Source organism: Paenibacillus prosopidis, from assembly GCF_003337375.1.
GTDB classification, from domain to species: Bacteria; Bacillota; Bacilli; order Paenibacillales; family Paenibacillaceae; genus Pristimantibacillus; species Pristimantibacillus prosopidis.
The window spans coordinates 217,127-229,147 of record NZ_QPJD01000013.1; the positions used below are offsets into that span (position 1 = coordinate 217,127).

Sequence of the window (12,021 nt, forward strand, 5' to 3'; positions counted from 1 at the left end):
ATGATGAGTAATTCGGATCAGAACTTACCGGAGAAAGCATTAAACATATTTAGCGGTGCCAGCGGTGAAAATCCATTCCCGATATTCGCACAGATGCGTGCAATGGGGTCTGTTATTCAAATTCCATTCCCTATGGCGGGAGAAGGTGGTCAAGCTTGGCTCGTCACGCGCATGGAAGAGGCGATGCAGGTGCTCAAAGATCATCACCGCTTTACTGTAGACCTTAGTTCCATCAATGGCGACAGTAACGGTCGGGAATCTCTCGCCGATCATGCCGAATCCGGACCACCTACCTTCTTTACTGGAAAATCGATGCTCTTTGTCGATGAACCCGATCATCGACGGTTACGTGGGTTGGTTTCGAAAGCATTTACACCTAGATATATGGAAAGCTTACGTCCTCGGGTGCAAAAGATCGCTGACGAATTACTCGACCGGGTGCAAGCTCAAGGTGAGATGGACATCGTTAAGGACTATGCCTATCCATTGCCAATCAACGTCATTTCTGAGATGCTCGGCGTACCACAGTCAGACCAGGAACAGATACATGTTTGGTCTGGTGCGATCGCACATGGTCTGGGCTTGGGAAGGCAAGAACCGAGGGTTGCAGAGCACTTGCGTGCCTTCGGCGAGTACACCTCGCAGCTTGTGGCCGACAAACGCAAATATCCTGGAGATGACTTGATCAGCCAGTTGATTGCCATCGAAGAGGAAGGGGATCGACTGAACGAAGCAGAACTGATTTCCATGATCACGCTTTTGATTTTTGCCGGCCATGAGACAACCTCAAACTTGATCGCCACAGGCAGCTTAATGTTGCTGGATCATCCCGAGCAGTTGGACAAGCTCAAAGCGGACCTCCATTTGGTTCCTTCGGCGGTCGAAGAACTGCTGCGCTTCAATGGACCCGCTACAATCGCCGGACCGCGCTTTGCGATTGAAGATACCGAGCTCGCCGGAAAGCAGATCAAGAAAGGGGACATGGTCTTTCCCTTATTGAAATCGGCGAATCGGGACGAGGCACAGTTTACACAGCCGGAGGAGCTGGATGTTACGCGCAAAATTAACCGTCATCTCGCCTTTGGACATGGCATCCATATGTGTTTAGGAGCGCCGCTAGCCCGTGTGGAAGCTGATATTGCGTTTACCACGCTGCTGAGACGTATGCCAAATCTGCGGCTCAGCGTCCCTCGGGAGAATGTCACCTGGCACTTCACGCTTTCCTCGCAGGGGTTAGCCTCCCTGCCCGTCGCTTTTTAGCGAGGTGAAAGATACTGTACCGCAAGATCACAGGCGGTTGAGGCCGCGACGGAGCGAAAAATGAAGGATTTTACGGCATTCCTAATTTCATACGTGGTCGAATAGAAAACATTGCAAATGACAGATTGTTTTAGCCATCCCCATAGCCCTTCCACAATGTTGAGTTCAGGGCTATATGGGGAAGGAACAGCAATTCCAATTTCTCGGCGTTTTGATCAATAAAGGACTGGAGTAATTTGGCGTGATGGATTCTTGCATTATCCAAAACCATGATGGTCTTGCCCTCAGGATATTTACTGATAACATTCAGTAAAAACGATAGGAACACCTGCGCATCGTATTGCTCATGTTCTTCCCAATAAATATCACCTGTCTCATAATCAAGTGTAGCCAGTAACTTGGCACCGCGGTGCTTTCCGTAGGTAGGTTTGCTTACCTTTGGGAAACCAGGTGCTCATTAACGCCTGATAATCCCGAATCATGCTCTCATCTTCAAACAAAATCGATCAATCTCGCGGTTTTATTCGACTTGAAATTCGTTCTTGATCCACTTTCGGATATTTCCCGATGTCCAGTTCATTTTTGCAGGAAACTCAACGTCAACCGGAGTTTTATCAACCAAGGTACGATACAGCGATTTGGACTCACAGTGTGGACAGTTTTTTATTTCTGGTTTGAAGTAAATCCTTGAAGCCGCACCAAGGCGATTTTTCGATAGCATAAGGGTTATCTCCTACAAAATTCATCTCCCTTATTTATTCGACATTTAATGGGAAAATCCTGATAGATGATTGTGCCGTCGTAGTTTTTTTGCTTAAAGGAATGCACGGTGTTGGAAAAAGTCGTAAAAGTGCTAGCCAAGTAGTCGTCAAACTGTTAGTTGCCTAATAAGCGTTGTAATAAGATTAAGTCGTTAAGAAGTTTTGCAAGCGCATACAATGAAATCGCAATGAAACTGGTTTTAGGGCGTAAAAGCCTTGAAATAAACGGTTTAGGCCGAGAGCTTTACACATTAAAAGGAGGGTTCATATGAAAGGCGTATCTAAAGTAGCAGTATCGTTAATGGTGGTTTTTAGTTTGATGTTGTATATGGCGGCATTTGCAAGTGCAGCTTCTACAACAGGATTGAAGGATGGCGTTTATGGTGCGGAGACACAACCCACTAAATCGAGTAATAGCATATTTAAATTGATTGTAGCTGTTGCAGATGGTAAGGTTTCTACCGTTGATTTTGGAATGTATAATGGTCCAGCGAAACTGAATGCTTCAATCGCGGAATTTGTACCTGAGGACCAACGGGAAAACTTTAAGGCAATGATGGCTGAAATCGCCGATTACCAGGAACAACTGAATAGCAAACTCGATGGAGCGAAAGTTGTTAAGTCTACCAAATCGGCTAAAGGCGCAGGAATATACGAAACTCTCCAACAATTATGGAAAGACGTTGCGAAAGACGCAGGCGGTACTATAGAAGGAGATGCACCAGCCAAAGCAAGCAACGCTGACTCTGCTTCCAGCACAGCAAGCAACGCTGACTCTGCTTCCAGCACAGCAAGCAGCTCCAACAATCCGAAAACAGGCGACAGCAGCATGGTATTGTATTATGTCCTAGCAGGTGCTGCGCTAGTGGGTATGGTTGCATTGGGTAGAAAAAAACATATTGTTTAGAGATTTCTGAAGAACTATTCCGGCAAGAGCTGCTCTATTCTGAGCGGCTCTAGTTACATGAGGGGGCTATTCGGATTTGAAGAAATCTATCCGTATTTTATTGTTCATCCTGTCATCCTGTTTGTTTGCATACTCGCTTTTTACGATAGTGGGAAAGGCCTACTCGTATTATAAGGAAAATAAACAGTATGAACAGTTACGCGGACAAGTCGAAATAACCTATTCTACCGAAATTGCTTCTGAGGTTGCTTCTGAGGTTCCTTCTGAGGTTCCTTCAAAGGTCCCCTCCCAGGTTCCTTCCCAGGTTCCTTCCGAGGCTCCGGTCGTCGAAGTAAAGCCTATTCGTAAGATGCCTTATACGATCCTTAACGTAAATCCTGATTATTTGGACGAGAAAGACGTATTGAAAGAATACTCGAATTTATACAAACAAAATAGCGATCTGGTTGGATGGATCCAAATGCCGGGCTTTAAGGTTCCAATAGACTATCCGGTAATGCAGGCAGATGATAATGAATATTACCTAAAAAGGGATTTCAAAAAGAAATCTTCATTTGCAGGATCAATATTCATGGATTATATAAACAATCCCCAAATGGATATGAATATTGTTATTTACGGGCATGCCATGAACGATCACTCTATGTTTGGGAACTTGATGAATTATTATGCGCGTGCTGATAAATATACCAAACACACAAAGATTTTTTTGAACCTTATGAATACACAATTTGAATATGAAGTATTTTCCACATATGCAGCAAACCGAGATTACAATTATAGACAGACGAATTTTTCAAGCGATGATGAGTATTTAGATTTTCTTCAAAGAATACGTGACAAGTCCATTTACAACTATAACGTTGAGTTAACTTCAGATGATAAATTAATTACACTTTCTACATGTAACAATGAATTTGGGGATGAATACCGGTCAGTTATCCATGCAAAGCTCATTAAGCAAATCATCTACACAGATAATGCGTAAAAATATCAGCCGCTTGAAGCTGAATCTGAAAATGGATTCAGCTTATTTGGCATTGCGCGCCTAGCCAAGCTGGGCACAACTAGCCGGTGAGAGTCCGGTCGAGGTAAGAGCCAAGTCGCCTCGTAGCTGAAGGGCAACTGGTGGAGAGAACCTAAGGTTGAAGCCCCGTGACAAAGTAACCCCGAGAGGGGAGCGAGCAAAACAACAGGCCGTAACATCAAGTGAATCCTGCCGCATCGTCAAAAATATGTCCAACAGCTATTTGCTTCAGTTGCCGAACTACGAAGAATAAGTAATCTTTGCTACAGCTGATGTGTGATTTACAAATGTAACTTTAGGCATGCGAAGGAAGTCTTTCGCATGTCTTTTTGTAATCGCTAATCTTAACGCTATAGAAGATTCCTTTATGACTTATTGGCTTATTAGCAATCCTGAACCACAAGACAGATCGCTCGTTTATCAACTATTCCTGCTGATGTTCTTAATCTTATGTATCTTTTCTTATTAATGTTGGGAGAAGTTTAAAATCGCCTGCAGATTGCAAACTTTAAAATTGCCCGAAGGTACATGATCTTGTTTCCCATTCGGACGATGTTGCATCTTTGCATTAATCATACAATAGACACACAAACAAATAAGTTCTGATAGGAGAGGATATTTATATGGCAAAATATTTATATCGACTTGGTTTATGGTCGGTTAAGAACCGGATCAAAGTTATGCTTGGAGGTTTGCTCGTTGTACTAATTGCAGCAGGTATGGCATTATCGATTGGTCCTGCATTTAATGAAGCTTCATCAATCCCTGGGCTCAAATCACAAGAGGCGTTGGAGCTTCTTGGAAAAGAGTTTCCGTCGCCGCAAGAATACGGCGGCCAAATTCAAATGGTCTTCAAAGCACCTGATCAAGAGAAATTATCTTCAGAATTAGCACAACAGTTCATAAGTAATAATCTGAAAGAAGTTGCTAAAGATAAACAAGTAAAATCGATTGCAAATCCGTATGAAAATAACTCTTTAAGTCCCGACGGGAAAATTGGGTATGCTACGATCACCTACAACGTCTCAGCTGATGAGGTATCTGATGAGTCAAAGGATATTGTGAATCATGTTGTAGAATCGATGCGTGATGCAGGCTGGAAGGCCGAGTTAACAGGGTCAGGCTATGTACCGAAGGTAACCGGCGGTTCAACTGAGGGTATTGGCATTATAATCGCCTTTATTATTTTGTCTATTACGTTTGCTTCTTTTCTAACTGGAATTTTGCCTATCGTAACCGCAATTATAGGTTTGGTTGTAGGTTTGATGAGTGTCTTACTCGGGTCCAATGTGATGGATATGGGCTCAAGTTCATTATCGATGGCAGCCATGCTCGGTTTGGCAGTAGGAATCGATTATGCTCTCTTTATTGTCTCCAGATATCGCCAAGAACTTGCTCGAGGATACGCTGTTAACGAAGCTGCTGCCATCGCGAATGCAACAGCTGGAAGCTCTGTTGTGTTCGCTGGGGTGACCGTAATTATCGGCCTTGCAGGACTCGCAGTAGCGCAGCTTCCATTCCTAACTGGCATGGGCATTGCAGGTGCCATATGTGTACTCACAGCTGTACTAACTGCGATTACGATCATGCCCGCACTGCTTGGACTATTAGGAGAACGAGTAGGTCCCAAAAGACAAAATCGCTTGTTCAAGGTTTTTAGCCGCAAATCCAAATCTGAAGGCAACGATAGCCTTTGGGGAAGATTTGTAACCGGACGTCCATGGGCTATTGTCATTGTTGGAGTTGTCATGCTTAGTGTTCTTGCAATACCGTTCTTTCATATCAATCTTGGGATGCCGGATGACGCTCAGAAATCGACTGAAAAAACGGAACGCCGTGCCTATGACTTGCTTTCTGAAGGATACGGCGAAGGGTACCATAGTCCGCTTGTTATTTTAGCGACGACGGATGGTGGGAATGAATCTGCTGAAAATTTGGCAAAAGTATATGAATGGTTGAATACATTACCTAACATAGGTACGGTTGCTCCTGCCATACCTGGTCCGTCAGGAAAAGTAGCTTTGATTAGCGTCGTTCCATCTACCGGGGCACATGATATCAAGACGAAAGAATTAGTTCAAATGATTCGTGACCAGGCCCCTGACATTCAGAAACAGAATGACGTTGAAGTTTTGGTAACAGGCAGTACAGCGGTTGGCATTGATATTTCACAAAAATTGAATGATGCACTGCCGAAATTCGCCATTGTTATTGTCGGACTGGCTCTTCTGTTACTCATGGTGGTATTCCGTTCACTGCTGGTTCCGATCAAAGCGGTTTTAGGTTTTGTCCTTTCTCTGGCTGCAACACTTGGTTTTATTGTATATGTCGTGCAAGACGGACATATGGGCAATCTTTTCGGATTCCATGCTCCTGGTCCGATTCTAAACTTCCTTCCTATTATTGTAGTAGGCATTTTGTTCGGACTAGCTATGGACTATGAGGTATTCCTTCTTAGTCGAATGCGTGAAGAGTACAAGCATACTGGGAATGCCCGTCGTGCAGTTCTAGCTGGGATTAAACACAGTGGTGGCGTCGTTACCGCAGCAGGCTTGATTATGGTTTCTGTATTTTTGGGATTTATGTTATCTGAGGAAGCCATAGTGAAGTCTATAGGCTTCGCGCTTGCCTTCGGAATTTTGTTCGATACCTTTGTTGTTCGGATGATGATTGTGCCGGCATTCATGACCATTTTGGGGAAATCCGCATGGTATTTACCTAAATGGCTTGATCGCATTCTCCCTAATCTGGACATTGAAGGGGAGTCCGTAATGGAGGAATTGGAAAACAAAAAAAAAGCGGTTCGTCCAATGCTCAGAGCAGTAGCTGATGAAAGGACGACGGGACTTTAATCTATAAATTGTTACAAAGATCGTATTCTTCTTATACGCGTAACTTGCTTGTTAGTTTGCGACATATGTCCGTGCTTAGCGCAAGCTCAATGAATCGCTGTCGTAGTACCATTTCAAAAAGAAGCCTCCGTTAAGCGGCATAGCTGCGTAACGGAGGTTTCTTTGTTTGATTCACACAGTTCATGTGGGTTAAGGAGGCTTACTAAGCTGATATTAATTCATCTTACAGCCTGCCAAGGCTCACTTGCGGAATATCTATTTTATAAGTGATGTTAAATATAAGGTAGGTTTACGCTTTTTGTTGATCATAATGAAATCCTTTATATTTTTTTCAGTTATAGAGCACTGCACGGATTTCAGATTGAAGTTACGGTCGGACATTCGCTCGTTTTACTAGTTAGTGTAGTCTATAAAGCCTCAGGCAAGGATGTAACTCATGAATAAAAAGGATAACATGATTTATCTTACAGAATCGATGGGGATGCAAGCTGATAGGTGGATCTAACAGGATCAGGCTAAGAACAGATGGTAGAAGGTAGTTCATGTGAGGGCATTGGCATTTTAATTGCTTTTATTATCTTGTCCATTTGTTGTTTTTTCTGACAGTCGATCTTGCAGGCCATGCTTGGGCTGCTAGGATAATGGATTGGTCCCAAATGACAAAATCATTAGTGTAAGATTTTTAGAGGGAAATCAGAATCTAATAACAAGGATAATCAGTTTAGCTATTGAGGCAGAGTTGTAACCGATCGTCCATGGGCTATCGTTCTAATTTTTGTTGTCATGCTTGGTTGATGTTCTCGCAATACCAGTCTTACACATTGATTTTGGTGTGTCGGATGACACTCAGTAATCGAACGAAAAAACGGAACAACGCACATATGGCTTGTGGTTGTGTTCCGTTCACTGTTTGTTAAAACGTATCAAGAGTTAAATATGCAAAATTCCCCGTTCCAAGGCTGTAAAGACCGCCAGTGATCTCGAATCAACTCCCAATTTATTGTAAATATTCGTTAGGTGAGCTTTTACCGTCCGTTCGGAAATCCCAACGTCAATTGCGATCTCTTTACTTTTGAATCCTCGGGCAACACACTGTAGAATATAAACTTCCTTCTCGGTCAGCAGTGGTTCCTCAGGCTGGCTCTCACGAGCGGAGAGTACCCTTGCCATAACATCGGTTGATAGTAGGGTTTCTCCTCTTACTGCTGATTCGATGTGTCGAAACAAGTTGTCTCGACTTGTATCTTTTAATAAATAGCCTTTTGCTCCAGAAGCCAAGCCGGTGATCATCATTTCGTCTTCGTTATAGGTTGTCAAAATGATAACCGGAATAGGACAGTTCTTGCTTTTTAAAATTTTTATTGCCTCTAAACCGCTCATGACGGGCATGTTCAAATCCATAAGAATAACATCAGGAAGAACTTCATCGATGAGGTTTATGGCCTCTTGTCCATTTTGTGCTTCGCCCACAATTTGAAATTTTTCACTGGTTTCCAGGATCAACTTCAAGCCTTCCCGGACAACAAAATGATCATCAACAATAAGTACTTTATACGGGGTCATCTCTAGTCTCCTTCAATGAGAGCTGTCTCAACTTTAATGCTAGTACCTTCCGAATCGCTGTGAATCTTCATTTCTCCCCCAATTAACCTTATTCGTTCCTGGATGCCTAGCAAGCCATAATGTCCAACTTTTGTCCCAAGAGCATCAGTGTTGAATCCGATTCCATTGTCTCTAACTTCCATTAATAGCTTACCGTGTTGGTCCGATAGGCTTACCCATACCTTGTCAGCTTTGGCGTGTTTGGCAATATTAGTGAGGCATTCCTTAACAATGTGTTGGCTGTGCTCCATTAATGTTCTGGAAAGTCGTTTTTTGAGTGTAAGATGAATGAATACTATTATTCCCGTAGCGTCTTTGAAATGTTGAACTTCATTTTGAATGGCTTCCTTGAAATTAATCTCGGATGACGATTTAGCTCGTAGATTATCAATCGCGAATCGGGCTTCTGCCAAAGTAATACGAGCCTGAACCATGGACTGCTTGATAATTTCATGAACACGACTTGTTTGACCCTGAACCATGTAAGCATCTGCGGCCTCTAAACGCATGATTAATCCTGCTACACCTTGTGCCAGAGTATCGTGAAGGTCTCGAGCCATTCGTTGACGTTCATTTGAAAGTGTTAATTCTTCGACTTTGTTATGTGCTTCTTTAAGATCACGCAAGAAACTTTGGATTCTAAGACGTTCATGAACTTGCTGAAAAAATAAAATTGCATATGCTAAAACAATAATCAGCATGAGAACAAATATAGGTAGGAAGAGAATAAGATCTTCCATTGTTCCTAAAGTAAGAGCAGAGTCGAAAAACAAAATAATACTGATAAGAAAGACAAAGCTGACTCTTAGTATGTTGTATGAGAAACCTAGACTCTGTGCAATCAGAACCGGAAGGAGTCCGATTAGAACTGCTTGATAACCGTCTGGCATTAAAATTGAGCACAAATATATTAATGCTCCTTGTGCAGAAAAATAGTACCAAAAGTATTTATTTGTAAATCGGTATGAGTTCCAATGCAACCAGCCATGTACCACAAAAAGGCCAGTAAAGCCTAAACTCGAAAGTATTAGAGGTTCCCTGTAAAATTGCAAAACTATAACGGATACATAAACAAGTGATCCCCAAATTATTATCGCTAGTCTGGATGCTAATAATTCGTTGATGATATGCTGTTCTTCTCTCTTATTCTTCACTTGGCTAAACCACCTCAACCACCATTATAAAGATTATTCTTCAATTTGGTAATGTACTTTCGTACATGTACTTTCATTCAAAGTGCACTATAGTTCAATTGGACTTTATCTTCTTTACTCCTATCTATACTTTTGTACTCTTTTTGAGTGTAAGCCACTGTCGAGGTAGCTTTTTTTGCTCCTCTGAGACTGCCCGAATCGATGGACATTAAGAAGCCTCTTTAATAAACCCTATATGGTCTCGTCTTAGATAATAAGTAATTGTTTTGAATGGTTGGAATGGCGTATCTGGTAAATTTGATGATACGTCATGGATCTCGAAGCATTGAAACAAGCCATGAGCGAACAAGACGTTGTCTGTGCGAATCTGGCCTGAGAGGGGAAGGGACATGCGCGCCAACCGGAATCAGTTAGTCATCCTTTCGATGACGCTATCGTTGCCCGTTAGCGTAACAAAAGGGGTGGAGCTTGGTTTTGCTTGCCTTGGCCCAGCTCATCTACTCCGCGGTGAGATTGCGGTGAATATTTACCCTCACGCATATTACCCTTTATTCCAAAAGAAAGAATGATCTGTCTTTATACTCCTGACAAAGAAATAGAAAGGCTATATTTCTCTGAAGCTCGGTTTGGGTTTGAGTTCGAAGAATATCCTGATCTATAAATACCACAAAAGGATAAGCCTGAGGTCACTGTGACGGCTCCAGGTTCTCGAGGATCGTTGCTTCTAAGGGTTTGTTGCCGTATTTGGCCCTCCACTCATCAACAACTTTATTGAAAGTCATTTTTTCTGGTGCTATATATTCTCCTGCTTCCACTTCGACTTGAAACTTTGCTAATTCTTTTTCAGCTTCTCAAATACCTGAAGCTTTTATCGTCTTTGATCGTTTGATTCGTTTTCCATCAGTGCCGTAACCTGCCTCTATGATTAACCTGTATGAGTTTTTACTCCTCTTTTTAATACTAGCCATGTTATTCCTCCTATAAGCGAAAGCTAACTTATATAAAAGTATTTCCAAATCTACTCAAGTGAATACTTTTTGAAAAGTAGGATAACATAAATAGGTTCTAGAGCTGATTTTTCTACCGTCACTAAATTTGACTTACTCCCGATTATCATATAAACGTCAAATGACCTATATTGTAACAAAATATGGTAATATTGAAAGAGCGTAGTAGTTGGGGGAGATTTGCTTCAGCTATGAAACAATTGAGAGGGGCAGGCTAATGGAGGCGCTAAATAAACGGGTTGCTGAGCTTCAAGAGGAAATGCAGTTCTGGAGTAACATAGAATTGCTTGTGGAGTTCGAGAGATTAGTTCCGTACGAGGGTAAAAATTTAAGAGGAAATCTGATGGAAACCTTCTGCGAATACAAGGCAGTTCGTGCGGAATTACATAGGCGACTCGATGCGTATGACGCATTGAAAAAATAAATTCTATAGCTCGTTAGAATATTTAATGATGTCTAATTTGATTTCAGAATTAACGAACAGAAAAGAATGAATCATTTGAATGCTAATCCGTTGATACGCAGGAGACGACGGATCCATCTCAAGTCCCGCTAGCTGGCGATAGAGCCAATCCCCGGTGGAAACGTATGTTTTGGTTTTGCTACCGTAACTGGGGTAGGTCTATACACTAATGCCTCCATGATCAAACATGGCTGGTTTAAAATGGCATGTGTCAAAGGTAGCTGGGAAATACCTAGACTATTCAGCGAGATCGAGATAGAGACACGTATCCCTGCCAACACGAATGCGGAAATCCTGCTCCCGGGAGCTCGAGTGGACTAAGCGACGGTAAACGGGAATGCGCTTGTCGCAGGCGAGGGTATTCAGAGCATCATGGAAGCGAAGGAAGGCATAACGCTCAAGGTTAGATCCGGTTCGTATACGTTGAAGTATAGAAATGAAGAGTTATTCAGGGTGGTCTATACGGACAACAGTCTTGTGAGGGAAATCCTGGCCTTTAAGGAGGACAAGGAGCTGCTTGAAAAAGCCCTGTGATCGGACGTCCGCCGCTTACATTCTTCGCGAAGAACTTGAGCCTGAAGTAGCTGGCAGAGGAAGGAAACGGCGACGACATCACACCGGAGCGGGTCCGATTGTTGTTGAACGATCTTAATCGTATTGTTTACTAGGGGAACATCATATGGCAGGACAGTACCCAGCCGTATTCCTGTGGGGAACGGCCACTTCCGCTCATCAAAGTGGAAGACGAATCGAAGAAGGGAAGTTCATATGATGTTTAGCATCGGCTTATGCCGAACGGAAACGAAGCTTCACTCTTTAATCGTAGAACAAACTATATAGTATTCAATAATTCAACATCACGTAGCTGCCGCAGTTGAAAAGAAAGGCAGCTTTGATGCTAGCATGGAAAGTGGACACCTCATTGGAAGCACTAGATAATAAACAATAAGGAACAGAAGAGGTGTCCGACATGAGTGAGAACAGACAA

9 protein-coding genes and 1 pseudogene are annotated in these 12,021 nt (G+C 42.6%); 6 read left to right on the top strand and 4 right to left on the bottom strand.

Translation table 11 applies throughout. The features are described from left to right. Complete coding sequence (locus DFP97_RS20720) at positions 1–1,260, top strand: cytochrome P450 family protein (RefSeq protein WP_245976471.1); 1,260 nt, start codon at positions 1–3, stop codon at positions 1,258–1,260. Here DFP97_RS20720 and DFP97_RS31655 read toward each other — a convergent pair. Next, positions 1,257–1,763 (bottom strand): annotated as a pseudogene (locus DFP97_RS31655) (IS630 family transposase); the annotation flags it as partial. The gene DFP97_RS20720 and the pseudogene DFP97_RS31655 overlap by 4 nt on opposite strands. Before the next feature lie 17 nt (positions 1,764–1,780). Next, positions 1,781–1,981: a hypothetical protein gene (locus DFP97_RS20730; protein ID WP_114382094.1), complete on the bottom strand. Its 201-nt coding sequence runs from the start codon at positions 1,979–1,981 to the stop codon at positions 1,781–1,783. 308 nt (positions 1,982–2,289) lie between these two features. On the opposite strand from DFP97_RS20730, the gene DFP97_RS20735 reads away from it, so the two are divergent. The 3 genes from DFP97_RS20735 (at position 2,290) to DFP97_RS20745 (ending at position 6,807) form a co-directional block, all read left to right on the top strand. Further along, positions 2,290–2,928, top strand: a complete 639-nt coding sequence (locus DFP97_RS20735) for a sortase B protein-sorting domain-containing protein (protein WP_114382095.1) — start codon at positions 2,290–2,292, stop codon at positions 2,926–2,928. Positions 2,929–3,004: 76 nt separating this feature from the next. After that, positions 3,005–3,916, top strand: a complete 912-nt coding sequence (gene srtB, locus DFP97_RS20740) for a class B sortase (RefSeq protein ID WP_114382096.1) — start codon at positions 3,005–3,007, stop codon at positions 3,914–3,916. Positions 3,917–4,578: 662 nt separating this feature from the next. Beyond that, a complete protein-coding gene (locus tag DFP97_RS20745; protein ID WP_114382097.1) occupies positions 4,579–6,807 on the top strand; it encodes an MMPL family transporter in 2,229 nt (742 codons plus the stop codon). Between the two features lie 930 nt (positions 6,808–7,737). On the opposite strand, the gene DFP97_RS20750 is transcribed toward DFP97_RS20745, so the two are convergent. Together DFP97_RS20750 and DFP97_RS20755 are read right to left on the bottom strand one after the other, a co-directional pair. After that, positions 7,738–8,370: a response regulator gene (locus tag DFP97_RS20750; RefSeq protein WP_114382098.1), complete on the bottom strand. Its 633-nt coding sequence runs from the start codon at positions 8,368–8,370 to the stop codon at positions 7,738–7,740. Positions 8,371–8,372: 2 nt separating this feature from the next. Beyond that, complete coding sequence (locus tag DFP97_RS20755) at positions 8,373–9,563, bottom strand: sensor histidine kinase (protein ID WP_114382099.1); 1,191 nt, start codon at positions 9,561–9,563, stop codon at positions 8,373–8,375. Between the two features lie 1,224 nt (positions 9,564–10,787). Between DFP97_RS20755 and DFP97_RS20765 the strand changes: the two genes are divergently transcribed. Together DFP97_RS20765 and DFP97_RS30870 are read left to right on the top strand one after the other, a co-directional pair. Next, complete coding sequence (locus DFP97_RS20765) at positions 10,788–10,994, top strand: hypothetical protein (protein WP_114382101.1); 207 nt, start codon at positions 10,788–10,790, stop codon at positions 10,992–10,994. Between the two features lie 411 nt (positions 10,995–11,405). Beyond that, a complete protein-coding gene (locus DFP97_RS30870) occupies positions 11,406–11,567 on the top strand; it encodes a hypothetical protein (RefSeq protein WP_181873610.1) in 162 nt (53 codons plus the stop codon). Positions 11,568–12,021: the final 454 nt, after the last annotated feature.

Excerpts from the sequence above, each read along its gene's own strand:
- DFP97_RS20765 (WP_114382101.1), top strand. The coding sequence starts at position 10,788 with ATGGAGGCGCTAAATAAACGGGTTGCTGAGCTTCAAGAGGAAATGCAG.
- DFP97_RS30870 (WP_181873610.1), top strand. The coding sequence starts at position 11,406 with ATGGAAGCGAAGGAAGGCATAACGCTCAAGGTTAGATCCGGTTCGTAT.
- DFP97_RS20720 (WP_245976471.1), top strand. The coding sequence starts at position 1 with ATGATGAGTAATTCGGATCAGAACTTACCGGAGAAAGCATTAAACATA.
- DFP97_RS20730 (WP_114382094.1), bottom strand. The coding sequence starts at position 1,981 with ATGCTATCGAAAAATCGCCTTGGTGCGGCTTCAAGGATTTACTTCAAA.
- DFP97_RS20745 (WP_114382097.1), top strand. The coding sequence starts at position 4,579 with ATGGCAAAATATTTATATCGACTTGGTTTATGGTCGGTTAAGAACCGG.
- DFP97_RS20750 (WP_114382098.1), bottom strand. The coding sequence starts at position 8,370 with ATGACCCCGTATAAAGTACTTATTGTTGATGATCATTTTGTTGTCCGG.
- DFP97_RS20735 (WP_114382095.1), top strand. The coding sequence starts at position 2,290 with ATGAAAGGCGTATCTAAAGTAGCAGTATCGTTAATGGTGGTTTTTAGT.